We start from the raw sequence: 24,770 nt of genomic DNA, 5'->3' as shown, positions 1-24,770 counted from the left end.
GGGCCCGTTGGCAGCGATCCGCATCGACAATTTGCGCAAAGGCTTTGGTTCGCTCGAAGTCTTGAAGGGTATCAACCTCGATATCGCCGATGGCGAGTTTGTCTGCTTCCTCGGCCCGTCCGGCTGCGGCAAGAGCACGCTGCTGCGCTCGATCGCCGGTCTCGAGGATCTCGATGGTGGCTCGATCCACCTCGGCGACCGCGATATCACCGACGTCGCCTCGGCCAAGCGCGACATTGCCATGGTCTTCCAGAACTACGCGCTCTATCCGCACATGAACGTGCGCAAGAACCTGTCCTTCGGTCTGGCGCTGAACGGCATGAAGCGCGACGAGATCGATCGCCGCGTCGAGAGCGCCGCCGACATCCTGCGCATCAAGGAACTGCTCGCCCGCAAGCCGCGCCAGCTTTCCGGCGGCCAGCGTCAGCGCGTGGCGATCGGCCGCGCGATCGTGCGTGAACCGAAACTCTTTCTGCTCGACGAGCCGCTGTCGAACCTCGATGCCGGGCTTCGTGTCACCATGCGCGTCGAACTGGCGGCACTGCATGAGCGTCTCGGCGTGACGATGATCTACGTCACCCACGACCAGGTGGAAGCGATGACGCTTTCCGATCGTGTCGTCGTGCTCGACAAGGGCAAGGTCAGCCAGTTTGGCACGCCGCTCGAACTCTTCTACCAGCCGGCCAACCTGTTCGTCGCCGGCTTCATCGGTTCGCCGCGCATGAACTTCGTGACGACCGAAGTGACATCGCAGGTCGATACTTCGGTGACGCTTGCCGGCGGAGGTCTTGCTCATCCGCTCACGCTCGAAATGCTCACGGCCGCACCGGTCGCCAAGCCCAAGTCGGTGACGCTCGGCATTCGTCCGGACAAGATCGAGCTGGTTTCGGCCGAGGAAGGTCACCTCGTCGGCGATGTGCGCCTGGTCGAACGGCTCGGCACCGAAAGTCACGTCCATATCAGCCTTGAAAACGGCGGCGACATGACCGCTGTCGTGCGTGGCACGCATCCGGTTTCCGCCCGCGAGCGCGTGCACCTGCGTCTGCCGGCCGAGCATTGCCATCTGTTCGATGGCGAGGGGCAGGCGGTCGCGCGCAGGCTCGATGTCGAGACGCAGGCGCTCATCAATCAGGAAAAGGCAAAGCGGGTCGCGTAACCCGTATGAGGAGGAGAAGCATGCTTAACAGGAAGTCGATCATCGGCTCGCTGATGGTTCTGGCGATGGCCGGAACCGCAACGGCCCGCGCGGAAGAAGTGCTGCGTTTTGCGACCTGGGACACGGATGAAAGCCTGGCGATCCAGCAGGAAATCGCCAAGAAGTTCGAGGAAAAGCACCCGGGCGTGAAGGTTCAGGTCGAGCCCTATGCAGACGGCTACGATCAGAAGCTGATCGCCGCCTTCGGCGCCGGCAACCCGCCTGACGTCATGTATATGTGGAACTTCCCGCAGTACTACACGTCGCTGAAGCCGATCGACGATCTGATCGCCAAGGACGCGGCCGAGATCAAGCCGGACGATTTCCCGAAGGGCCTGATGAACACGGTTCGTGTCGAGGGCAAGACCTACGGCATGCCGTCGGGCTTCACCACGCAGGTTGTGTTCTACAACAAGGACATGTTCGCCAAGGCCGGTGTCGAGGAGCCGAAGGACGGCTGGACCTGGGACGACCTGCGCGCCAAGGCCGCCAAGTTCCGCGACGAGCCGAACAAGGTCTATGGCTTTGCCGTCGACGCCAAGCCGGATCCTTACGACTTCGAGCAGTTCCTCTGGTCGAACGGCACCAAGTACATCTCCGACGACGGCAAGCAGATCGACGGCTACATGAACAGCGATGCGGCTGCGCAGGTGCTCGACATGTTCGGCGACATGGCCAAGAAGCAGGAAGCGATCACGCTGAACCTCGGCGATGACACGTCGGGCAGCACGCTCTTCAAGGGCGGCAAGATCGCCATGTTCCAGAGCGCCATGTGGTCGAAGTCCGGCATCGATGCATCCGGCATCAAGTATGGCGTGGCGCCGCTGCCGAAGTTCGGCGACAAGACCGCGCATTCGGCGCTCGGCGTCTCGGCGATCTCGATCGCCAAGGATGCGGCCCATCCGGACCTCGCCTGGGAATTCGTCAAGTTCTTCTCGTCGCCGGAAGCGGTCGCCATGCGCGTCAACGACCTGCCGGTTCGCACCAGCGTCGCGGAAGAAAAGGGCATGACCAAGGACCCGATCTACAAGCCCTTCTTCGACATCCTCGCGACCTCCAACACCGAGACCCATGCGTTCCTGAAGAACGCCAACTGGGGCAAGGTCCAGGACAATCTCGCCCGCGCCATCGAGGCGACGATGATCGACCAGGGCAATGCCAAGCAGCATCTCGACGAGGCGGTTGCCCGCTCGAAGCGGCTGATCAAGTAAGAAAAGGGAGCCCGGGGAGATGGACATGACCTATGCAACAGCCGCAGTGCCGGCCGTGGCCAAGCGCAAGCGCTCGGCCTTCGCGCGCCACATCGCGGCCTATTTGTTCATCTCCCCGTGGATCCTCGGGTTCCTGTTCTTTACGCTCGGCCCGCTCGTCTTCTCGCTGACGATGAGCTTCTACGACTGGCCCGTCGTCGGCGAACGCACGTTTGTCGGCCTTGAGAACTACCGCTCGATGCTCTTCGAGGACCCGCAGTTCTGGGAGAGCCTCTGGATCACGGTGAAGTTTGCGGCAATCTACGTGCCGTTCAACATCGTCATGTCGTTCCTGCTGGCGCTGATGCTGCATCACATCACCTTTGCCAGCGGCTTCTTCCGCACTGCCTTCTACCTGCCGAGCGTCATTTCCGGCGTCGCGCTGGTGACGATCTGGAGCTGGATCTACAGCCGGGAATATGGCCTGCTGAATTTCATGCTGTCCTTCGTCGGCATCGAGGGGCCGAACTGGCTCGGCGACCCGAACCTGGCGATCGTCGCGATCATCATCGCCAGCCTCTGGGGCCTCGGCGGCACCATGCTGATCCTTCTGACGGGCCTGAAAGCCATCCCGAAGGAACTCTATGAGGCAGCAACCGTCTCGGGCGTTCCCGGCTGGGCGCAGATGCTGTTCATCACGCTACCGATGCTCGGCCCGATGCTGCTTTTCACCTTCATCACCTCGATCATCTCCGCCTTCCAGCAGCTGACGATCGCTCTGCTTCTGACCAAGGGCGGGCCGCTCGGCTCCACGTATTTCTTCGCCATGTATATCTACGACAACGCCTTCAAGTATTTCGACATGGGTTACGCCGCCGCCGGCTCCTGGGTGATGTTCATCATCGTGCTCCTGCTCAGCCTTGGCGTCATGCGCTGGTCCGCCGCCTGGGTCTATTACGAAGGCGAAGTCCGCCAGAACGATGGAGAGCACAATGCGTAAGACGCTGCTCTATTCCGCGCTCATCCTGCTCTCGGCGCTGTTCATCGCGCCGTTCTACTGGACCTTCATGACGGCGATCAAAAGTTCAGCCGAGCTCTACCAGTTCCCGCCGGTCTTCTGGCCGTCGGAATGGCACTGGGAGAACTTTGCCGCCGCCTGGAACAAGCAGCCCTTCGGCACCTACCTCACCAATTCGCTGATCGTGGTGGTGCTGTCGACCATTGGCCAGCTGATTTCCTCGTCGCTGGTTGCCTATGGCTTTGCCCGCTTCCGCTTCCCCGGCCGCGACCCGCTGTTCATCCTGCTGCTTGCCACCATGATGATCCCGTGGGACGTGAAGATGATCCCGCTCTACATGGAGTTCAACCTGCTCGGCTGGATCAACACGCTGAAGCCGCTGATCGTGCCGGCCTACTTCGCTGATGCCTTCTTTGTCTTCCTGCTGCGCCAGTACATCATGACGGTGCCCATGGAGATCGACGAAGCCGCACGCATGGATGGCGCCAACGCCTTCGACATCTACTGGCGCATCCATCTGCCGCTGATGATGCCGGCGCTGGTGCTGGTCGGCACCTTCCACTTCATGAACGCCTGGAACGACTATCTCGGCCCGTTGATCTTCCTCAACGACCAGTCGAAGTACACGCTGACGCTCGGGCTTTCGATGTTCAAGGGTCTGCACGAGGTGGACGTGACGTCTATCGCCGCGATCACCGTCATCCTCTGCCTGCCGCCGCTCGCCCTCTTCTTCGTCGCCCAGCGCTACATCATGGATGGCGCGGTCGGCTCGTCGGTGAAGGGATAAGGGCATGCTGTTTGATATCGACTTTGTCCCCTTCAGCCGCAGGGGCCGGTTCCTGACGCTCTCGATGATGCGTGTGCCGGGCCGCGACGGCGAGCGGGCGCTTTATCTCCGCCACGTTGCCGGCGGTGACGAGCGGCCATCGCTCGGTCGCCTCTGCCGCGTCGAATTTCTCGATGCGGCCGGAATGACCGCGACGCCGGTGCTCGTGCTCTCCCCGGAAAGGCTCGATGCTCGCATCGGCGAGGGCGACGTCACCTTCGTCATCGGCGAAGGGGAACGGCTGCATATTGCCGGCAAACGGGCCGGCGTGCGCTTCCATCTCGAAGGCTCGCGTTACGACTATGTCTACCGCACGCCACAAGGCGAGGATTGCCTCGTCGCCGCGGTCGAAAACGTCAAGTTCATTCCGCGCGCGATTGCCGGCGAACTGAAAGTTACCGGCGCCTGGCAGCGCGACCATTCCGAAGACGTGTCCTTCGCCTTCTCGGGTGGGGACATCTTCGAAGGCAATGTCGATTTTTTCCGTACCGTGCCGCCGGCTGTTCGGCCCGGCCGGTTCGCCGAGGCGCTTTCGAACTCTGCAGCAGAATTCTCTGCCTGGCACGCACGCGTTCCCGGCGGTGTCGATGGCCAGGACGAGGCACACCGGCTGGCGAGCTATCTGCTCTGGGCGAACGGCGTGCCCGCCGGCGGCGCATTGACGCGGCCGGCGATCTACATGTCGAAGAACCACATGATCAACATCTGGAGCTGGGACAACGCCTTTTCCGCGCTTGGCGTGGCCGCCTTCGATCCGGATCTCGCCTTCGATCAGTTCGCAGCGATCTTCGACCATCAGGACGCCTCCGGCCTGTTGCCTGACTACATCAACGACCGCGACGTGCTCTTTGCGTTCACCAAGCCGCCGGTGCATGGCTGGGCGGTGTCGCTGATCGCGGCGGCCGATCCGAGCTTCCTGACGGCAGAGCGCAAGTCCTATCTGCGCGACGCCATCGGCAAGCAGGTCGAATACTGGCTCACCTACGGCCGCAAGGATGCGACGAGCCTGCCGTCCTATTTCCACGGCAACGACAGCGGCTGGGACAACGCCACCTTCTTCGCCGAAGGCGGCCCGGTGATCTCGCCGGATCTGCCGGTTTTCCTGATCCTTGCCTGCGAGACGCTGGCGGATCTGCTGGAAGACGACACGGAACGCCAGACGATGTGGCGGCAGAAAGCTGACGACCTGCAGGCGTTGCTGTTCGACCGTCTGTGGACCGGCGAGACCTTTGGCGCCCGGCTCGCTGCGGATCCGGAGCGGATACTGCCGGGTGAAAACCTCATCCAGTTCATGCCGCTGCTGCTGGGAGCACGTCTGACGCCCGACATGCGCGAGAAGCTTGTGGCGCGGCTCGTCGCCGGCGGCTTCATCACCGAATGGGGACCGGCAACCGAAAGCCCGAAGAGTTCCTTCTACGAGGACGACGGCTACTGGCGCGGACCCATCTGGGCGCCGACCACGCTGCTTCTCTGGGACGGCCTACGCCGGCAAGGGAAGATTGAGCTCGCGCGCGAAGTCGCGGAAAAGTTCTGTTCACTGGCGAGCAAAAGCGGTATGGCCGAAAACTTCGACGCGCGCTCGGGGAGGGGCCTTCGCGATCGCGCATTCGCCTGGACATCCGCAGTCTATCTTGTGCTGGCAGCATCGCTCAGCGCTGACAACCCGTGACGAGCAGAACCGCCATGCAGAGACCGACGATCAAGACCATTGCGCAGGAGACGGGGCTTTCCATCGCCACCGTTTCCAAGGCCCTGAAGCATTCGCCTCAGGTTCGCCCGGAGACGCGCGCGATCGTGATCGAAGCGGCGGAACGCGTCGGCTATGAGCTCAACATGCATGGCGTGCAGCTGCGCACCGGCAAGACCTATCAGGTCGCCGCCATCATGACCGCGCCTGGCCCGAAGCAGAACGAATGGGAAGGCGTCGAATACGCCCAGCTCCTGAGCGGCATTTCCTGGGCGCTTGAAGACAGCCCCTATCGCGTCTCGCTCTATGCCGTCCGGAATTTCGAGGAAAGCCAGGCGGTCATCAAGCAGATCGTTTCGCTGAAGAAGGCGGATGGCATCATCATCTCCGGCACGCGTGCCGACGATCCGCGCATCCGCACCATGCAGGCGGCGGACTTCCCGTTTGTCACCTACGGCACCAGCATTCACAATGCGCCGCATGCCTATGTCGATGCCGACAATGAGCAGATGATCCGGGTGTCGATGGCGCGTTTGGTCGAGCGCGGCCACCGACGCATCGCGCTGCTCAACCCGCTCTCGGACCTGAGCTACGGCATCACGCGGCTTGAAGCCTACAAACATGCGCTTGAAGTTGCAGGCCTCCCCTATGATCCGGCGCTCGTCGCCCATGGCCGCCTGACGCCGGCCTTCGGCCGCGAGAACGTGCTGACCATGTCGGAGCTGAGCAATCCGCCGACCGCCTATATCTGCGCCAACGAAGCCTCGGCGCTCGGTGCTTTCTCGGGTTTTCACGAGCGCGGGTTGGTGCATGGGCGTGACGCGGTGATCAACGCCACTGACGATCTCAATGTCAGCCAGTATTTCGCACCGCCGATCACCACCTACTACCTGCCGATCAGCGAGCCGAGCAGTCTGCTCGGCGCCTATATCCTCAGGCGCATGGAGGGCGAGCCACCGGAGGCGCTGCAGACGCTGCTCATGCCGAACCTGATCGAGCGCTGCGACGATCGCTTGAACCCGAACCGTTGACGAGATTCGCGCCCAATCTGGGCGCCCTTTCATGTCCTTGAATATAAACGTTTATATTTAAGGGCGCACAGACAAAACCCGAGGCCGGACCCAACCGGCCGTAAGACATGACGAAGGACCGGACCCGTGCACATGCCCCTGACGAGATCGAACCGCTTCAACGCCAAAGAGCAGCAGACCGACATGCTGGAACTCGGCGTCTGCTACTATCCGGAGCAGTGGCCGCGCGAAAAATGGGAAGAGGACGCCCGCCGCATGGTCGAGCTCGGCCTTGCCTGGGTGCGCATCGGCGAATTCGCCTGGGCGAAGATCGAGCCCCGGTCCGGCGAGTTCCATTGGGAATGGCTGGACGACGCCATCGAGGTGCTCGGCAAGGCCGGCCTCAAGGTGATTTTGGGAACGCCGACCGCCGCGCCGCCGAAGTGGCTGATCGATCGTTATCCGGACATCCTGCCGGTCGACGTCAAGGGCGTGGTGCGTAAGTTCGGCGCCCGCCGTCACTACTGCTTCTCCAGCCGCCGCTATCGCATCGAGGCGGCACGCATTTCAGAAGCCATGGCCGAGCGCTATGGCAAGAACGCTTTCGTCCATGCCTGGCAGACGGATAACGAGTACGGCGACCACGACACGATCTACAGCTATTCCGACGAGGCGTTGCACGCTTTCCGCGAATGGCTCGAAGCCCGCTATGGCACGGTCGGGGAACTGAACCGGGCCTGGGGCACGGCGTTCTGGGCGATGAACTATCTGAGCTTCGACGAGGTCGAGCTTCCGAACAATCTCGTGGAAGAGCCGAGCCCGACCCATATCGTCGACTACATCCGCTTCTCCTCCGACCAGGTGAAGAGCTTCAACAAGGCGCAGGTCGACATCATCCGCAAGCATTCGCCGGGCCGCCCGGTGACGCACAACTTCATGTCGCAGAACACCGACTTCGACCATTACAAGGTCGGCGAGGACATCGATATCGCGTCGTGGGACGTCTATCCGATGGGCGGTCTGCTCAACGGCCGTCTCTCGTCGGAAGACAAGGGCCGGTATCTGCGCGTCGGCGATCCGGACCAGCCGGCCTTCAACCACGATCTCTACCGCGCGGTCGGTAATGGTCGCGTCTGGGTGATGGAGCAGCAGCCGGGCCCGGTGAACTGGGCCTCGCACAACCAGTCGCCGGCCGACGGCATGGTCCGGCTCTGGACCTGGCTCGCTTACGCTCACGGCGTCGACATGGTCTCCTATTTCCGTTGGCGGCAGGTGCCGTTTGCACAGGAGCAGTTCCATGCCGGCCTGCTGCTTCCGAACAGCGAGGCGGACCAGGGCTATCTCGAAGTCGCGCAGGTGGCCGAAGAGATGAAGCGTCTGCCGAAGGGTGAGCGCCGCGAGAAGGCCAAGGTCGCGATCCTGCTCGACTATAATTCGCGCTGGGCGACGCGTGCGCTGCCGCAGGGCCGCACCTATCTGGCCTCGCAGATTGCGCTCGACTGGTATTCGACCGTTGCCCGCCTCGGCGTCGACGTCGATTTCATCGGCCAGCACTCGGACCTCGACGGCTACCAGTTGGTGCTGGCACCCGACCTCGTTATTCCCGACCAGGCCTTCGTTCAGAAGCTTGAGGCCTCAGGCGCGAAGGTACTCTTCGGTCCGCGCAGCGGCAGCAAGACCGAGGACATGCATATTCCGGAGGGCCTGCCGCCGGGTCCGCTCGCCGCACTGATCGACGTCAGCGTCGCCCGCGTCGAGTCGCTGCCGGAGTTTCACGGTGAGAGCGTACTCTACGGCAACGAGACCTATCCGGCCGGCGTCTGGCGCGAGACGGTTCGCACCAGCGAAACCGTGCTTGCGACTTTCGAGGGCGATTACCGCAATGGCGCTCCGGCGCTCGTCGGCAACGACAAGGCACGCTATATGGCAACCGGCGCCCGCGGCGGACTGCTGGACAAGGTAATCGGCGACGCGCTCGGCTGGGCTTCGGTCGAGGCGCTGGCCGATCTCGGCGACCTGCGCATCACCCGCCGCGGCAAGCTCACCTTCGCCTTCAACTACGGCAAGACCGCCGTCGATGTGCCGGCGTCTGCCAATGCGACCTTCCATGTCGGTAGCCGCAAGCTCGGCCCGGTCGACGTCGCGATCTGGTCGGAATAGCACAGGGCCGAGTGGCCGCTTCGGACGCTGACGGTGGTGTTTGGCTAGAGAGCCCCACAATCTGCCTCATCCTCGCCTTCGTGGCGCGGCGCAAGGACCTGGGCCCGCTGGAATCCTGTGACAAGCACAGGAATGACGGCAAAATTGGTTGCCCCAGCTTCTCAATCGCTCGAAGCAAAGAGCCCGGCCTTCTCCAAGGCCGGGCTCTTTGCTTTTCGTGTGGCTTGCGTCCGTGCTCAGACCCGTTCCAGCGCCACCGCGATGCCCTGGCCGACGCCGATGCACATGGTCGACAGCGAATAACGCCCGCCGGTCTCGTGCAGTTCGAGTGCTGCCGTGCCGGTGATGCGGGCGCCGGACATGCCGAGCGGGTGGCCGAGCGCGATCGCGCCGCCGTTGCGGTTGACGCGCGGATCGTCGTCGGCAATGCCGAGGTCGCGAAGCGTGGCGAGCCCTTGCGAGGCGAAAGCCTCGTTGAGTTCGATGACGTCAAACTGCTCCTGCGTGAGCCCGAGGCGGGCCATCAGCTTCTTCGATGCCGGAGCCGGGCCGAAGCCCATGATGCGCGGCGGTACGCCGGCGGTTGCCCCACCGAGAACACGGGCGATTGGCCTGAGGCCGTATTGCTTCGCCGCCGCTTCCGAGGCGATGATCAGCGCCGTCGCGCCATCGTTGACGCCGGAGGCGTTGCCGGCCGTCACCGTGCCGCCTTCCTTTTTGAAGGGCGTGCCGAGTCTGGCGAGCGCCTCGATCGTCGTAGCGCGCGGGTGCTCGTCGCGATCGACGATAACAGGCTCACCCTTCCGCTGCGGGATCGTCACGGCAACGATCTCTTTTGCCAGCCGGCCGTTGCCCTGAGCTGCCGCGGCCTTCGCCTGGCTGCGGACGGCGAAGGCATCCTGGTCCTCGCGGCTGACATGGAAATCCGCGGCGACGTTCTCGCCGGTCTCGGGCATGGAATCGACGCCGTATTGCTTCTTCATCAGGGGGTTGATGAAGCGCCAGCCGATGGTCGTGTCATAGATTTCGGCATTGCGCGAAAAGGCGGTATCGGCCTTCGGTATCACGAAGGGCGCACGCGACATGCTTTCGACGCCGCCGGCGATCAACAGCTCGGCCTCTCCGGACTTGATGGCTCGCGCTGCTGCGATCACCGCGTCCATGCCGGAGCCGCAGAGCCGGTTGATCGTCGTGCCGGTGACGCCGACCGGCAGGCCGGCCAGAAGCAGCGACATGCGCGCAACGTTGCGATTGTCCTCGCCCGCCTGGTTGGCGCAGCCGAAGATCACGTCGTCGACCGCGTCCCAGTCGACATCGGTGTTGCGCTCCATCAGGGCGCGAAGTGGAATTGCGCCGAGATCGTCGGCCCGGACCGAAGAGAGTGAGCCGCCGAAACGGCCGATCGGCGTGCGGATATAGTCGCAGATGAAAGCCTCGGCCATCACGCAGCCTCCCTGTCGCCCTGGTGGGCCTTCTTGGTGCGAGCGTTGATGTCACGAAGGGTCTTGAGTTCCAGTTCCGTCGGTGCCGGCGTCTCGATCACCTCTTCGGCGAACTTGATGGCCCAGCCGCAATTCTCGACGATCTGCTCGCGCGTCACGCCGGGATGAATCGAAACGACGGTCAATTCCTTGGTCTCAGGATCCGGCTCCAGGATGCAGAGGTCGGTGATGACCCGGGTTGGTCCATTGGTCTTCATGCCCAGCCGTTCGCGGTGGTCGCCGCCTTCTCCGTGACCCATGGAAGTTATGAAGGGCAGTTTCTCGACGAAGCCGCGTTTCGAAAGCGCCATGGTGATGAAGATGCGGCCGCAATTGGAGGCGATCTCCGGAGCGCCGCCGCCGCCGGGCAGGCGGACCTTCGGGTGGTCATAGGGGCCGACGACCGTGGTATTGAGGTTGGCGAACTTGTCGATCTGCGCGCCACCGAGGAAGCCTGTGGTGATGCGCCCGCCCTGCAGCCAGTAGCGGAACATCTCGGGCACCGACACGGTGAAGAGGGCCGTGTCGCAGAGTTCGCCGTCGCCGATCGACAGCGGCAGCACGTCCGGCTTGGTGCCGACCGTGCCGCTCTCGTAGATCAGCGTGATGTCAGGCGCGTGGGTTAGTCGCGCGACGTTGCAGGCGGCCGAAGGCGCGCCGATACCGACAAAGCAGACGTCATCGTTGGAGAGCGCTCGGGAAGCGGCGATCGTCATCATTTCGGTGGGGGTAAAATCGCTCATCCTATCCTCCCTCAAGCCGCTTTTGCCGGCTTGCTGCCAGCATGTTTGGCGAAATCTTCCGGCCCGGCGTCGAGCACGTTTTCCTTGATCCAGGCGGTGAAGCTGTCGCGGTCGCGGGCGATCTCGTCCCAGCCGATGTAGAAGGCGTTGGAGCGCGGGTAGTAGCCGTGCGCATAGGATGGGAAGGCGCCCCCCGGAACATGGGCAACCGATGTGACGGCCCAGCTGGGAAGTACGAGAGAATTGGGCGACGGCGGGTTGAGCTCGTCGACAATCTCCTCGACCGTGACGATCGAGCGCTTGGCGGCAAGAACCGCCTCTTTCTGCACGCCGACGATGCCTTCGATCAGCACATTGCCCTTCCTGTCGGCGCGTTGCGCGTGGATGATCGTGACGTCAGGGCGGATCGCCGGCACGGCGGCGAGCACTTCGCCGGTAAAGGGGCAGGTGACCGATTTGATGTTGGGGTTCACCTTCGGCAGGTCGGCGCCGATATAGCCGCGCAGCGTCGCAAACGGCAGGTTGGCGGCACCCGCCTCATAGGCGTTGGCCATGGCCGCGTGCGAATGTTCCTCGATCTCCAGCCGCCGCGGCCACTGGTTTTCGACCGCGTCGCGGAAGCGATGCAGCGAGCCGACGCCCGGGTTGCCGCCCCAGGAAAACTTCATGCCGCGCGCCGCACCCACGCCGATCAGCTGGTCGTAGAGAATGTCCGGCGTCATGCGCACGAGATAGAGGTCCTTGCGACCCTGGCGGATCACCTCATGGCCTGCGGCATAGGGGATCAGATGGGTGAAGCCTTCCATGGCGACGGTGTCGCCATCCCTGACATTGTCGCCGACGGCCTCGGCGAGCGAAACGATCTTCGCCATGTTTCCTCTCTTCGTCTGCTGTTGTGTTGGCGCCTGCGGCCTGTCTAGCGGCGGCGACTAGCTCTTCCGCATGCCAATAAGCGCCGATCGTCCGGATCGGTCAAATATTTTGTGCGATATTTGACTTTTGTTCGTATATCGCACAAAGTCGACCGGTGTGATTTGGGAGGAAAGGATGCGGGAAACAGACTTCGTCAGCGGCTTTGCGCGAGGGCTGACGGTGATCGAGGCCTTCGATGAAACGCGGCCGAAACTGTCGATCGCCGAGGCGTCGAAGATCACCGGGCTTGATCGGGCGACGGTGCGCCGGTCGCTGCTGACCCTCTCCGAGCTCGGCTATGCCGACTATGACGGCAAGTTCTTCGCGCTGACGCCGAAGATCCTGCGCCTCGGCCATGCCTATCTCTCGGCGACACCGCTGCCGACGATTATCCAGCCCTATCTCGACCAACTGTCCGACCGCGCTGGCCAGAGCGCCTCGGCCTCGGTGCTGGATGGAACCGAAATCGTCTACATCGCTCGCGCCTCGCAGAAGCGGGTGATGTCGATCAATCTGACGACCGGCTCGCGCCTGCCAGCCTATTGCGCGTCCATGGGGCGGGTGTGGCTCGCGGCCTTGCCGGAGCAGGAGGCACGCGAGATCCTTTCGCGTTCGAACCTCAAGGCGAACACGCCCTATACGAAGACGGATCCCGAGGATCTGATCGCCGAGTTCCGCCGCGTGCGCGATCAGGGCTATGCGCTGATCGATCAGGAATTGGAGCTTGGCCTCTGCTCTATCGCGGTCCCGCTCGAAAACGATCGTGGCCGGATCGTTGCGGCACTCAACATCGGTGCGCCGGCCGCACATGTGGCCGCAGCCGAGATGGTGGAGCGCTATCTGCCGTTGCTCAAGGAGACACAGGCGGCGCTGCGTGTGGTGCTGAGGTAGCTGTTTCAGCGTCGGCGCTTGATGTCTTGCGCGCGCGTTGTGGATACGGAAATGGTAGGAAACGCGCCAGCACCGCAAGGCCTGGCGCGCCTTGCCGGCGCCGACTCCGGTGATCAAAGCGGCCAGTGACGGATCTCGGAGATCTCAACGCGCGCGCCCTTGGCCGGCCACGTATCTCGTGGGCAGGCAGGTCCCCTGCTCTTCATGCCGTGGACGGTTTGGTGGAGCTCATGCCACCGGGAAGAACCGGTCTGGGACGCCGGAAGGCGCGAAACTGACCCAAAAATGTTTCCGTGAGGCAATGCAGTTTAGACTTGCATTTGTTTTCCCCACAAACTCAAGTGGCCGCGCGGGCGGATGTCGACGGAAAAGAGCGTCGGGCTCTGGACGATGGAGGGGGTCATCGCACCGCGAGAACCGGATATTTTCTCGAATTTTGCCCAGCGCCGCCTCTCGGTCACGTCTGGGCGTTACTGCCGCTGTTACGACCCGGATCGCCGGGGAGCCGGAAATTTCACAAAGCGATTCCTTTTCGCCTTTACCTATCGAGCGTCATGAATGAGCAATTGCACCCGTCCGATCATTCCATAAGCCTGCCGCCCTACGAACTGATCGCGACGAACGAGCCGCCTTGCCCCGCCGTGGGGCAACCCACGCACGACTGGGCCTATCTGGCTGCCACCCACCTCATCGGTTCGCCGGCCAAAACGGCGATCGCCGCGATCCTGGAAGAAACCGGCAAGCTTGCCGGCGCCGACCGCGCGTGGATGTTCGAATACAGCGATGATCTTCTGCGCTTCCGCAACACGGACGAATGGGTGCGAGGCGATGTGTCGTCGCATGTCGGTGATCTGCAGCAGACGCCGGTGACGATGATCGGCTGGCTGCATCAGTGGCTGGTCGCCGGCAAGGCGGTCATGATCAACGATGTCGCAAGGCTACCGCGTCCGGCGCGGGCGCTTCAGGCGGAAATGCTTCGGCAGAACGACAAGAGTGTCCTCTGCGTCCCCGTCTTTCACGAGTGCACGTTGCGTGGCTGTATCGGTTTCGATGCGACGAGGGCGTTGCGTCGGTGGCCGATCGAAGAAATCCACCAGCTCGTCCGTTGTGCAAAGCTGATCGGGATCGCGCGCTATCGGCGCACGCCGACATATGACGACCGGGACGATGCTGGTGCAACTCCGTCTGCCGAGATCGACCCGCTCGTCCATCTGCATATGCCGGGACGCACCCGCGGCGTGCCGCTGTCTGCGATCGTCGGGCTTCGCTCTGCCAAGGACTACACCCAGATCTCGCTGAAGGACGAAGCCGCGGTCCTGGATCTTCGTCCGCTGTCATTCTGGATCGGCTTGCTGCCCAAGGCGAACTTCCTGCGCATCCATCGGACGGCGGTGATCAACCTGGCGCACGTGACCGAGCTCGACCGTCATTCCGGTCCGACCAGACAGGCATGGGTCGTGCGTCTGCGCAGAGCTGGCGAAACCTGGACCGTGTCCCGCACCTACAGGCAGGAATTGCGCAGTCGTCTCGGCATCTGAGATTTTCCACAGAGGCTGAAATCGGGGTTTGTCGTTTCGTCGAACCCGTAGGTTGCTTCGTCGATAAGGCGTTGTCGCCGTAGGGTTGTCGTGTCAGCCAGCACCCTGGAGAATTTTAGGGTGCCGGGCGGAGGGCAAGCCTTTGAAAAAAATCAATTGTCAGAATCAGGGCTTGGGAAGCGGTCGTGAGAGCGACGAGCGCAACGACCGGCGGTCGCCGTCGCGTCGGGCTGCAGCCGGTCGCCAGCGCTCGCTGATGAGCAGCACCGCTCTGTGGTTGTTTGCAGCCTCCGGTATTGCTCTCGGCATGGTCGCGGCCGCGCCGCTGGCGAATGCAGGTGGCAAGGGCGGCGCCGGCGGCAGTTCGGGCGGCGCAGGAGGCAGTGTCGACGGAAATCTGCAGGGCACGCCTGGCGGTAACGCTGCCAGCAACGGAAACGGCGGCGGCGGCGGCGGGCCGGGTGCGGCCGGTGGCACGGGAAGCCAGGCAGGTGCCGGAGTTGCCGGCAGTGGCGGCGCCGGCGGTACGGGCGGCAGCCCGAACGGCGCAACGGGTGGAAACGGCAGCGGCACCGGCATCAACTATGGCGGCGGCGGCGGTGGGGGCGGCGGTGCGCACGGCAGCGTTGGCATTGCCGCCGGTCGCGGTGGCGATGGCGGCGCCTCGTCGAACGGTGACGGTGGTGGCGGCGGCGCCGGCGGTTACGGACGGATCGTTGCTGCCGGTGGCACGGAAACCATAACGGGAGCGGCCGTTACAGGCGGACAGGGTGGCAACGGCGGCGACGGCGGAGCAGGGTCCGGCGGCATCGGACTGGGCGGCAGCGGCGGCGACGGCGGCGATGGCGCAGCACTGGTCAATGGTGGAACATTGACAGTGAACACGGACGTCACCGGCGGCAATGGCGGCAACGGCGGCGTCGGCGGGGGTACAAAGCGCAATGGTGACGGCGGTCACGGTATAAGCGCGCTGAACGGCGGCACGGTGATCGTCAACGGCAATGTCAGGGGCGGATCGGCCGGCACCGGCGGAACCGGCGGCACGAACGGTTCCGGTTTCTTTGGCAGCAATGTGGATTTAACCCTCGGCGCTTCCGGCTCCATCAACGGGGTCGGCGGTTCCAACGCCATGATCTTCGACGGCGGCGTCAACACCTTCCGCTTCGTGACCGCGACCCCGGCTCTCTTCGGCAACGTCGCACTCAACAATTCCGCCAGCCTGACGATTGACCAGACCGCCAACGGGCGGTTCACTAATGCGATTACGGGCAACGGTTCGCTGACCAAGACCGGCAGCGGCACGCTGACGCTGGAGGGAATGAACACCTATACCGGTGCGACCTCGATTATGGCTGGCGGCACGCTCGCCCTGTCGGGCCAGGGCCGCATCAACGCCTCAAGCGGTTTGACGGCCGACGGTATCTTCGATGTCTCCGGGGCCATCGCGCCGGCGGTCAAGTCGCTTGTTGGTAGCGGTCAGGTGGTGCTCGGCACCAAGTCGCTGGTCATCAATAACGCGACGGGCACATTCTCCGGCACGATTAGCGGCACAGGCGGGATCAGCGTCATGGCTGGCACGCAGGTCCTGACCGGCGCCAACACCTTTACTGGTCAAACCGGCACAAATACCGGCGCGACGCTACAAATCGGCGATGGCGGAGCCAGCGGCTCGCTTGTGGGGGGGATCAGCAATACTGGCGCGGTGGTCTTCAACCGCTCCGGCAATTTGACCTATGGCGGCTCGATCACCGGCAACGGAACGTTTTCGCAGGTAGGCAGCGGTACGCTGACGCTCACGGCCAACAACAGCACGGCCGGTGCGGTGACGATCGGCACGGGCAGCACGTTGCAGCTCGGCAATGGCGGCACGACCGGCTGGATCGGCGGCTCCGGCAATTTCCTCGGTCCGATTACCAACAACGGCACGCTGGTCTACAACCACTCGAACGACATCAGCCATGCCGGCACGATCAGCGGAACCGGCACGATCACGCAGGCCGGAACGGGCAAGCTGACGCTGACCGGCAACAATTCGTCGTTCGGTGGGTCAACGTCGGTGACGTCGGGCACGGCCTTAATCAACGGTCAGCTCGGCGGCAACGTCAATGTAGGCACCGGCGGTACGCTTGGCGGATCGGGCCAGATCGGCGGCGCCGTTGCCGTCAGTGGCACGCTTTCGGCCGGCAACAGCCCAGGCACCCTGACGATTGGCGGTGACCTGACGCTCAATGCCGGCTCCACATCGGTGTTCGAGCTGAACGCACGCGGCCTCGTCGGCAGTGCGGGCAACAACGATCTGGTGAAGGTCGGCGGCAACCTGACGCTCGGCGGCGTGCTGAACGCTCAGGTGGCGCAGGCCGGTTACTACCGGCTGTTCGAATATGACGGTTCGCTCACGGGCAATTTTGCGACGACGAATGCCACATCGACGGCGCCGAGCTTCACGGTTGCCAGCCATCTGGTCGAGACGGGCATCGACAAGCAGGTCAATCTCTCGGTGCTGGGCACCGGCCAGACGATGCACTTCTGGGATGGCGCGGACACGACCGGCAACGGTGCGGTCAACGGCGGCGCCGGCATCTGGTCTTCGACAGGGACCAACTGGACCGGCCCGGCGGCGCGTTCCAATATCAACGGCCGTTTCGGCGGATCGGTCGGCGTGTTTGCCGGTGCGAACGGCGGTGCCGTCAACGTTGTCGGCACACAGAGCTTCGATACGCTGCAGTTTTCGGCCACGACCGGTGGCACCGGCTACACCCTCAATGGCGGCTTTCTTGCCTTCAACCCGGCAAGCGGCACGGCGGCAACGATCAATGTCGACAGCGGCGTTTCAACCACGATCAGCTTGGTGCTGCAGGACGGCGGCACCGGTAGCGGGCTCACAAAGGCCGGCAACGGCACGCTGACGCTGACTGGCGTGAACACCTATACCGGTGCGACGACCATCAACGGGGGCGGTACGCTGGCCCTGTCCGGCGCAGGCAGCATCGGCACTTCGAGCGGCGTGACGGGCGACGGCACCTTCGACGTCTCCGCGGCGACAGCGGCGAATGTCAAGTCGCTGACCGGCAGCGGCCGGGTGGTGCTCGGCGGCAATGATTTGAACATCAACAACGCCACGGGCACGTTCTCGGGCGCGATCGCCGGCACCGGCGGCGTCAATATCGCGGCTGGCGCCCAGGTTCTGACCGCCTCCAGCAGCTATACCGGCGCGACCACGGTCGCAGCGGGTGGTACGCTCTCGCTTTCGGGCCAGGGGCGGATCACCGCCTCGAGCGGATTGACGGCGAACGGCACCGTGGACGTTTCGGCGGCGGGCGCGCCGATTATCAATTCGCTTGCCGGCAGCGGTCAGGTGTTGCTGGGTGGCAAGACGCTGGTCATCAACAACGCTGCGGGTACGTTCTCCGGGGCGATCAACGGCACCGGCGGCGTTCTTGTCAGTGGCGGCACTCAGGTTCTTTCCGGCGCCAACACCTTTACCGGCACGGCGGTCACCAATATCGGCGCGAAGCTGCAGATCGGCGACGGCGGTGCGGGTGGCTCGATCGTATCGGATATCAACAACCACGGGGCGTTGGTTTTCAATCGCGCCGGCAATTTGACCTATAGCGGCGAGATCAGCGGCGACGGTGCGGTCTCGCAGATCGGCGCGGGCACGCTGACGCTGACGACAGACCACAGCACGGCCGCTGCGGTCACGATCGGTACGGGCAGCACCTTGCAGCTCGGCAACGGCGGCACCACCGGCTGGATCGGCGGCACCGTCGGTTACCTCGGATCGATCGCCAACAACGGCGCGCTCGTCTACAACCGTTCGAACGACGTGACCTACGCCGGTGTCGTCTCGGGCAACGGCACGCTGACCCAGGCCGGCACGGGCAAGCTGACGCTGACGGGCGACAATTCGCAGTTCACTGGCTCAACCTCGGTGACCTCGGGCACGACCTACGTCAACAGCCAGCTTGGCGGCAACGTCAATGTCGGCACCGGGGGCACGCTCGGCGGATCGGGCGAGGTCAAAGGCGATGTCGTCGTCGATGGCACGCTCTCGGCCGGCAACAGTCCGGGCACGCTGACGATCGCTGGCGATCTGACGCTCGGCGCCGGCTCTACATCGGTGTTCGAGCTGAACACGCCCGGCCTCGTCGGCAGCACCGACAACGATCTGGTGAAGGTCGGCGGCAACTTGAAGCTCGGCGGTGCGCTGGACGCTCGGGTGGCGTCGGCGGGCTATTACCGGCTGTTCGAATATGACGGTTCGCTCGCGGGCAGTTTTGCGACGACGGCTGCGACATCGACGGCTCCTGGCTTCACGGTTGCCAGCCACCAGCTCCAGACCGGGATCGCCAAGCAGGTTAACCTGTCCGTGCTCGGCACCGGCCAGACGATGCAGTTCTGGGACGGTGCGGACACGACCGGCAATGGAGCGGTCAACGGCGGCGCTGGCACCTGGACGTCTGCCGGCACCAACTGGACCGGCGGCCCGCTGAATGCCGGCGTCAACGGCACCTACGGTGGATCGGTCGGCGTGTTTGCCGGCGCCAGCGGCGGCACCGTCAATGTCGTCGGCACGCAGAGCTTCGACACGCTGCAGTTTTCCGCCACGACCGATGGCAGCGGCTACACCATCGTCGGCGGTGTGCTCGCCTTCAATCCGGCGAGCGGCACGGCGGCGACGATCAATGTCGGCAACGGCGTTGCCACCACGATCGGCTCGGTGCTGCAGGATGGTGGGACCGGAACCGGGCTCAACAAGGTCGGCAACGGCACGCTGACCTTGACGGGCATGAACACCTATACCGGTGCGACCAGCATCGGTGCCGGCGGCACGCTTGCGCTGTCCGGCCAGGGGCGGATCAACGCCTCGAGCGGCCTGACGGCCGATGGCACCTTCGACGTCTCGGCGGCGGACTCCGCACAGGTCAAGTCGCTGGCCGGCAGCGGGCAGGTGGTGCTCGGCAGCAAGACGCTGATCATCAACAACGCCACGGGCACCTTCTCGGGCGCAATCACCGGCACCGGCGGCATTTCCGTCAATGCTGGCACCCAGGTCCTGACCGGCGCTAACACCTTTACCGGCGGTGCGGGCATCTCCTCGGGCGCGACGCTGCAGATCGGCGATGGCGGCACCGGTGGTTCGATCGCATCGAACGTCACCAACTTCGGCGCGCTCGTCTTCAACAGCGCGGGCAATTTGACCTACGGCGGTTCGATCACAGGTCCCGGCTCGTTCTCGCAGATCGGCACGGGCACGCTGACGCTGACGGCCAACAGCAGTACGCGCGGTCCGGTAACGATCGGCGCGGGCAGCACATTGCAGCTCGGCAATGGCGGCACGACCGGCTGGATCGGTGGCACCGGCAACTTCGTCGGCTCGATCACCAACAACGGCGCGCTGATCTACAACCGCTCGAACGACGTGACCTATGCAGGTGCCGTCTCGGGCAACGGCACGCTGACCCAGGCGGGCACGGGCAAGCTCACCCTGACGGGCGTGAACACCTTTACCGGCGCAACCGACATCACGTCGGGTAACCTGATCGTCAACGGCTCGCTGGCAAACTCCAGCCTGACCACGATCCGGCGCGGTGCCCGTCTCGGCGGCACCGGCACGCTTGGCAACACGACCATTCAGGCCGGCGGCGTCCATGCTCCGGGCAATTCGATCGGTACGCAGACGATTGCAGGCAATTACACCAACAACGGTGTCCTGCAGATCGAAGGTACGCCCACAGCCACCGACAAGGTGATCGTGTCGGGCAGCGTCGATATCTCCGGTGCGACGCTTGATCTCCTGCTTTCACCCAACACGGCGGCGAGCTGGGATCCGATCAACGGCCCGTTCATTCTCATCGACAAGACGAGTTCGGGGGCAATCACCGGCACCTTTGCGTCGATCGTCGACAACCTCGTGTTCCTTGATTCGACGGTTGACTACGCCGGCGGCGACGGCAACGACCTTTCGCTCAAGCTGACCCGCAACGATATCAGCTTCGCCAGCGTCGGTCAGACCCGCAACCAGATCGCCACCAGTGGGGGGATCGATCGTCTGGGCATGGGCAATCCCATCTTCAACGCGGTCGCCTTTGCCGCAACGCCAGAAGCGGCGCGCACGGCCTTCGATCTGCTTTCGGGCGAAGTGCACAGCTCGTTCCAGTCGATCCTGATCGAGGACAGCCGGTTCCTGCGCGATGCCGCAAACGATCGTCTGCGCACCGTGCTCGGCACGGTGGCGGCGAAGCAATCGAGCGAGATCACCGGCGCGATCGACAGCGGTGAACTTGCTGTCTGGAGCCAGGGCTTCGGTTCCTGGGGGCGGATCGACGGTGACGGCAACGCCGCCAAGGCAGATCGCTCCATCGGCGGCTTTTTCGTCGGTGCCGATACGCAGGTTGACGAATGGACCGTCGGCGCGCTTGCCGGTTACTCGCGTTCCTCGATGGACATTGACGCGCGGTTCTCGTCGGCAACCTCCGACAACTATCATCTCGGGATCTATGCCGGTGGACGTTGGGGCGATGCGTCGCTGAGAACCGGCGCCGCCTATAGCTGGCACGATATCGAGACCAGCCGCACCGTTTCGTTCCCGGGCTTCACGGACAGCCTCAATGCCGACTACAGCGCCGGAACGGGCCAGGTCTTTGGCGAGTTCGCCTATGCCTTCAAGGCCGGGTTGGTCGATCTGGAGCCGTTTGCCAACCTGGCCTATGTGCATCTCAACCGCGACGGCTTTGTCGAGCGGGGTGGCGCTGCCGCTCTCTTTGGCAAGGACGCCTCGCAGGACACGACGTTCACGACCCTTGGTCTCCGCGCTGCGTCCAATTTCGACCTTGGCGGCGTGCTGGCGACGGCCCGCGGCACCATCGGCTGGAGACATGCCTTCGGTGACACCTTGCCGCTGTCGTCGAACGGGTTCTCCCCGGCGAGCACGTTTGCCATCGCCGGTGTCCCGATCGCCGAGAATACTGCGGTGCTCGAAGCCGGCCTTGATTTCACCGTCGCGCCGGAGGCGACCCTCGGCCTGACTTATACAGGCCAATTCGGCGGCGGTGTCAGCGACCAGAGCGTCAAGGCAAATCTGAACATCAAGTTCTGATTGATCGCAGTCGAGCCAAACGGCCGCTTGTCCGGGTCATGGGTGACCTTGGCAGGCGGCCGTTTGGCGTTTCAAGGTTGGTTTGACGTGCGCATGGATGTGGCACACCGGAGGTGGTCGAGCGTTATCTGCCGTTGCTGACGGATACACAAAGGGGCGGTACGCATGGTGCCGAACCAACGACGCCGTGTGTTCGCGCTTGACGTTCCGCGACACCGCGCTTTCTATCTCGCCTGGGGTGTGAATTCGTGCTGGGAGTGGACCATCATGACTGACGATGCGCAGCCGCCGGAAACGAAGCTGACGACGACGAAGCGGCGCTGGGCCGTCGATGGCAAGTTCCTGACGGGGCGGGTCACCCGGCCGGAAGACGAACGGCTGCCGCCGGGCCAGCATCTGGTCAAGGACTGGCCGGTGCTCGACCTCGGTCAGCAGCCGATCATTCGAACGGAAAGCTGGCGGCTGGATGTTAGGGGGGTGGTCGAGCATCCCTTGTCGCTCGGCTGGGCTGATTTCAGGGCTCTGCCGCAAAGCGACAGGCTTTCGGACATGCACTGCGTCACCACCTGGTCGCGCTATGACAATCGCTGGCAGGGTGTCGCGACCCGCGACCTCTTGGACCAGGTGATGCCGAAGCCCGAGGCGAGCCACGTCATGCTGACGAGCTATGACGGCTACACGACCAATTTGCCGCTCGAGGACTTCGCCGCGGAAGATGCGATCCTGGCGACGGAGTGGGAGGGGCAGCCGATCAGCCGAACCCACGGCGGGCCGATGCGGCTGATCGTTCCGCACCTCTATTTGTGGAAGAGCGCCAAGTGGCTGACGCGGATCGATTTTCGCGCCGGCGACGCCGCCGGTTTCTGGGAGAAGAACGGCTATCACATGCGCGGCGATCCGTGGCGGGAGGAGCGCTATTCCGGCGACTGATAGCATCGCCGCGCCTCAAGGTTTTGCCGGCGCCATCAGCGACTGCAGCCCTGCGAGCTGATAGCGCCAGAAGAGATCGATCGCGACCTGAATGGATGGTGCGTCCTCGTGCGCTCCGAGCGTGTCGGAGATCGTGTCTATGGTTCTGGTGAAGGTGCGCTCGAGCATGAAGCGCATCAGCGGCGAAAGTGCTGCTTCGCCCTGGGTCTCGATCATGTATCGCGACGCAAGCCGGGTCATCTCGCGCACCATCAGGCCTCTGACATGGGCAAAGCGTGTGCCGTCCGCGCCGCGAAGCAGGATCAGGACGGCGAACCGCTGTTCGATCCAGAAGGACAGAAGGGCCCGGGCAGGCACCGAGCCCCGGGCATCTGCCGTCAGCCAGTTGCCGATCGAGCGCAGCTCCCGCACGCGGGCGCGCAAAAGCCGCAGCAATTTCCCGGCAAGAGATGGCGTCACGACCTCATGGAACAGAGCCTCCTTGTCGGCGAAATATTTGTAGATGTTGCTGGGGCTCGTACCGGCGCGCTCCGCGACATCGGCAAGCTTTGCCTTCTCGAAGCCCTGCTCGGCGAATACCGCAGCCGCGGCCGCAATGAGCCGCTCGCGCACTTCCTGTTTCAGGCGCTGAGGCATGAGAGCCTTTCCGAAAGCGCGACCAGTCTTGGCTGCCAGGGCATAGCTTCTTCCAGCTGGAAGGCAAGCGAGAAGAGTAGCGCATCCTCGCCCGTTGCAGCGGCGAAGTGGCACCCGAGCGGCAGTCCGTCCTGCGTCCAGCAAAGCGGCACCGACATGGCCGGCCATCCGGCGAAGGAAGCCACATTGGTGAAGCCGGCGAGCCGTTCGGTGAAGGCGATGAGTTGGTCCGGATCCTCAGTCGGGCCCTCCGTCCCAAGCGGGAAGGCGGAGAACGGAACGGTGGGAGAGAGTAGCACGTCATAGGCGGCGATCGTCCGGTTTGCCTGTGCTTCGGCGATCGCCGTCGCCCTCATGGTGTCCGCGATGGCTGCCTCCGACAGTCGCCGCGCGCGTCGGACGAGCTCGACAGTATATGGCTCGAACAGGGTTTCGTCGAAGGCGCCGCCCATCATGGCCGCGATCTGGTCGAACAGGCCGGCGAGGGCGGTGCCGGTCAGCGCGAAGAATGCCTGGCTGATTTCCCGCGCGTCGACATCGGGGCCATCGCACGCGATGACGTCGTGGCCGAGCGCCTCGCAGACCGAAATGGCGGTGTTCAGCGCGTCTTCGGCTGATGCGGAAACGCCGTGCCCGAAGGCATCGCGCCGATAGACGCCGATGCGCAGCCGCTTCCGTGATCCGCGCTTCAGGTCGTCGATCGAGGGCAGGGCTTGGGGCACGTCCTTGCGTTCCGTTGCGGCAAGCCAGGTGGCGCTGTCGCGTACCGATCGACTGACGCAATGGTCGCCGATCAGCCGCGCCGTGGGCATGGTCGGCGGCAGGCCGGCATTCACCGTGCGGTCGCGGCTCGGCTTGAAGCCGAAGAGCCCACAGAAGGAGGAAGGCCCACGGATCGATCCGCCACCGTCGGACGCGTGGGCGATCGGCACCATGCCGGAGGCGACGGCCGCGACGGCGCCCCCCGACGATCCGCCCGTCGAAAGGGACGGGTTCCAGGGGTTCTTCGTCGCGCCATGGGCGAGTGTCTCTGTGGTCCCGAGCAGGCCGAACTCCGATGTCGTCGATTTGCCGAGGACAATCAGGCCGGCCGCGTCGATCGCCGCGGTATAGTCCGATCCGCCTTGAGCGGGTTGCCCCTTGAACAACCGGGAGCCGAAACCGGCCTGGTGGCCGGGATAGGCGAGCAGGTCTTTCAGCAGTGTCGGCACGCCGGCAAAAGGCATGCCCGCTGTCGGCCGCATCTCCCGGGCGTGTTTGCGGGCAAGATCGAAGTCGTCGGAGGCAAGGACGTTGAGGTGCGGGTTCAGCCGGTCGATGCGCTTTATCGCGGCATCGACGAGTTCAAGCGGAGAGACCGCGCCGGTTGAAACAAGTCGGGCCTGGTCGGTTGCGTCCAGTGATGCGAGGCTTTCCAATTGGGCCGGCGAGGCTTCGCTGTTCATCGGGCGCAT

16 protein-coding genes are annotated in these 24,770 nt (G+C 64.0%); 11 read left to right on the top strand and 5 right to left on the bottom strand.

What is annotated here, in order from left to right; all coding sequences use genetic code 11:
* Positions 1-7: 7 nt before the first annotated feature.
* The 7 genes from AB4Z53_RS24460 to AB4Z53_RS24430 all read left to right on the top strand — a co-directional run bounded on the left by AB4Z53_RS24460 (position 8) and on the right by AB4Z53_RS24430 (position 9,086).
* Positions 8-1,156, top strand: a complete 1,149-nt coding sequence (locus tag AB4Z53_RS24460; protein WP_441598067.1) for an ABC transporter ATP-binding protein — start codon at positions 8-10, stop codon at positions 1,154-1,156.
* A 20-nt stretch (positions 1,157-1,176) separates the two neighbouring features.
* Positions 1,177-2,406 carry an ABC transporter substrate-binding protein gene (locus AB4Z53_RS24455; RefSeq protein WP_113539544.1) on the top strand — a complete coding sequence of 410 codons (1,230 nt, stop codon included), beginning with the start codon at positions 1,177-1,179 and terminating at the stop codon, positions 2,404-2,406.
* A 25-nt stretch (positions 2,407-2,431) separates the two neighbouring features.
* Positions 2,432-3,385 carry a carbohydrate ABC transporter permease gene (locus tag AB4Z53_RS24450; protein ID WP_291156300.1) on the top strand — a complete coding sequence of 318 codons (954 nt, stop codon included), beginning with the start codon at positions 2,432-2,434 and terminating at the stop codon, positions 3,383-3,385.
* Entirely contained in the window at positions 3,378-4,190 is an 813-nt protein-coding gene (locus tag AB4Z53_RS24445) for a carbohydrate ABC transporter permease (protein WP_043625687.1), read from the top strand. Before AB4Z53_RS24450 ends, AB4Z53_RS24445 begins: the two co-directional genes overlap by 8 nt.
* A gap of 4 nt (positions 4,191-4,194) precedes the next feature.
* Positions 4,195-5,898, top strand: a complete 1,704-nt coding sequence (locus AB4Z53_RS24440) for an amylo-alpha-1,6-glucosidase (RefSeq protein ID WP_441598064.1) — start codon at positions 4,195-4,197, stop codon at positions 5,896-5,898.
* Positions 5,899-5,912: 14 nt separating this feature from the next.
* Positions 5,913-6,947, top strand: coding sequence for a LacI family DNA-binding transcriptional regulator (locus AB4Z53_RS24435; RefSeq protein ID WP_291156291.1), 1,035 nt, complete (start codon positions 5,913-5,915; stop codon positions 6,945-6,947).
* Between the two features lie 126 nt (positions 6,948-7,073).
* A complete protein-coding gene (locus AB4Z53_RS24430; RefSeq protein WP_441598061.1) occupies positions 7,074-9,086 on the top strand; it encodes a beta-galactosidase in 2,013 nt (670 codons plus the stop codon).
* Between the two features lie 236 nt (positions 9,087-9,322).
* Here AB4Z53_RS24430 and pcaF read toward each other — a convergent pair whose 3' ends face one another.
* The 3 genes from pcaF to AB4Z53_RS24415 are packed head-to-tail and all read right to left on the bottom strand — an operon-like array spanning position 9,323 to position 12,182.
* A complete protein-coding gene (gene pcaF, locus AB4Z53_RS24425) occupies positions 9,323-10,528 on the bottom strand; it encodes a 3-oxoadipyl-CoA thiolase (RefSeq protein ID WP_441598059.1) in 1,206 nt (401 codons plus the stop codon).
* Positions 10,528-11,310: a CoA-transferase subunit beta gene (locus tag AB4Z53_RS24420; RefSeq protein WP_113539549.1), complete on the bottom strand. Its 783-nt coding sequence runs from the start codon at positions 11,308-11,310 to the stop codon at positions 10,528-10,530. The genes pcaF and AB4Z53_RS24420 overlap by 1 nt, the downstream gene beginning before the upstream one ends.
* Before the next feature lie 11 nt (positions 11,311-11,321).
* Positions 11,322-12,182 carry a CoA transferase subunit A gene (locus tag AB4Z53_RS24415; protein ID WP_441598057.1) on the bottom strand — a complete coding sequence of 287 codons (861 nt, stop codon included), beginning with the start codon at positions 12,180-12,182 and terminating at the stop codon, positions 11,322-11,324.
* 175 nt (positions 12,183-12,357) lie between these two features.
* Here AB4Z53_RS24415 and AB4Z53_RS24410 point away from each other — a divergent pair, with 175 nt between their 5' ends.
* From AB4Z53_RS24410 to AB4Z53_RS24395, 4 genes are all read left to right on the top strand, one after another.
* A complete protein-coding gene (locus tag AB4Z53_RS24410; RefSeq protein WP_291156276.1) occupies positions 12,358-13,113 on the top strand; it encodes an IclR family transcriptional regulator in 756 nt (251 codons plus the stop codon).
* 554 nt (positions 13,114-13,667) lie between these two features.
* A complete protein-coding gene (locus AB4Z53_RS24405) occupies positions 13,668-14,651 on the top strand; it encodes a GAF domain-containing DNA-binding protein (protein WP_441598055.1) in 984 nt (327 codons plus the stop codon).
* Between the two features lie 172 nt (positions 14,652-14,823).
* Positions 14,824-21,750 (top strand): autotransporter-associated beta strand repeat-containing protein, encoded by a 6,927-nt coding sequence (locus tag AB4Z53_RS24400; protein ID WP_441598053.1) that lies wholly within the window; start codon positions 14,824-14,826, stop codon positions 21,748-21,750.
* Positions 21,751-22,017: 267 nt separating this feature from the next.
* Positions 22,018-22,680, top strand: a complete 663-nt coding sequence (locus AB4Z53_RS24395; protein WP_441598051.1) for a sulfite oxidase-like oxidoreductase — start codon at positions 22,018-22,020, stop codon at positions 22,678-22,680.
* Between the two features lie 15 nt (positions 22,681-22,695).
* On the opposite strand, the gene AB4Z53_RS24390 is transcribed toward AB4Z53_RS24395, so the two are convergent.
* Together AB4Z53_RS24390 and AB4Z53_RS24385 are read right to left on the bottom strand one after the other, a co-directional pair.
* Positions 22,696-23,316: a TetR/AcrR family transcriptional regulator gene (locus AB4Z53_RS24390; protein WP_441598049.1), complete on the bottom strand. Its 621-nt coding sequence runs from the start codon at positions 23,314-23,316 to the stop codon at positions 22,696-22,698.
* The gene (locus AB4Z53_RS24385) at positions 23,301-24,770 is read right to left on the bottom strand and encodes an amidase (RefSeq protein WP_441598047.1); all 1,470 of its coding nucleotides are present in this window, start codon (positions 24,768-24,770) and stop codon (positions 23,301-23,303) included. The genes AB4Z53_RS24390 and AB4Z53_RS24385 overlap by 16 nt, the downstream gene beginning before the upstream one ends.

The sequence above is a fragment of the Ensifer sp. 2TAB8 genome (genome assembly GCF_052115125.1).
GTDB lineage: Bacteria > Pseudomonadota > Alphaproteobacteria > Rhizobiales > Rhizobiaceae > Ensifer.
Note: the sequence above shows the minus strand (reverse complement) of the source record. Positions and strands in the feature narration are given on the sequence as shown.

Coding starts and splice junctions, on each gene's coding strand:
- AB4Z53_RS24420 (WP_113539549.1), bottom strand. CDS start 11,310: ATGAGCGATTTTACCCCCACCGAAATGATGACGATCGCCGCTTCCCGA.
- AB4Z53_RS24455 (WP_113539544.1), top strand. CDS start 1,177: ATGCTTAACAGGAAGTCGATCATCGGCTCGCTGATGGTTCTGGCGATG.
- AB4Z53_RS24435 (WP_291156291.1), top strand. CDS start 5,913: ATGCAGAGACCGACGATCAAGACCATTGCGCAGGAGACGGGGCTTTCC.
- AB4Z53_RS24390 (WP_441598049.1), bottom strand. CDS start 23,316: ATGCCTCAGCGCCTGAAACAGGAAGTGCGCGAGCGGCTCATTGCGGCC.
- pcaF (WP_441598059.1), bottom strand. CDS start 10,528: ATGGCCGAGGCTTTCATCTGCGACTATATCCGCACGCCGATCGGCCGT.
- AB4Z53_RS24445 (WP_043625687.1), top strand. CDS start 3,378: ATGCGTAAGACGCTGCTCTATTCCGCGCTCATCCTGCTCTCGGCGCTG.
- AB4Z53_RS24410 (WP_291156276.1), top strand. CDS start 12,358: ATGCGGGAAACAGACTTCGTCAGCGGCTTTGCGCGAGGGCTGACGGTG.
- AB4Z53_RS24385 (WP_441598047.1), bottom strand. CDS start 24,770: ATGCGCCCGATGAACAGCGAAGCCTCGCCGGCCCAATTGGAAAGCCTC.
- AB4Z53_RS24405 (WP_441598055.1), top strand. CDS start 13,668: ATGAATGAGCAATTGCACCCGTCCGATCATTCCATAAGCCTGCCGCCC.
- AB4Z53_RS24440 (WP_441598064.1), top strand. CDS start 4,195: ATGCTGTTTGATATCGACTTTGTCCCCTTCAGCCGCAGGGGCCGGTTC.
- AB4Z53_RS24415 (WP_441598057.1), bottom strand. CDS start 12,182: ATGGCGAAGATCGTTTCGCTCGCCGAGGCCGTCGGCGACAATGTCAGG.
- AB4Z53_RS24450 (WP_291156300.1), top strand. CDS start 2,432: ATGACCTATGCAACAGCCGCAGTGCCGGCCGTGGCCAAGCGCAAGCGC.
- AB4Z53_RS24395 (WP_441598051.1), top strand. CDS start 22,018: ATGACTGACGATGCGCAGCCGCCGGAAACGAAGCTGACGACGACGAAG.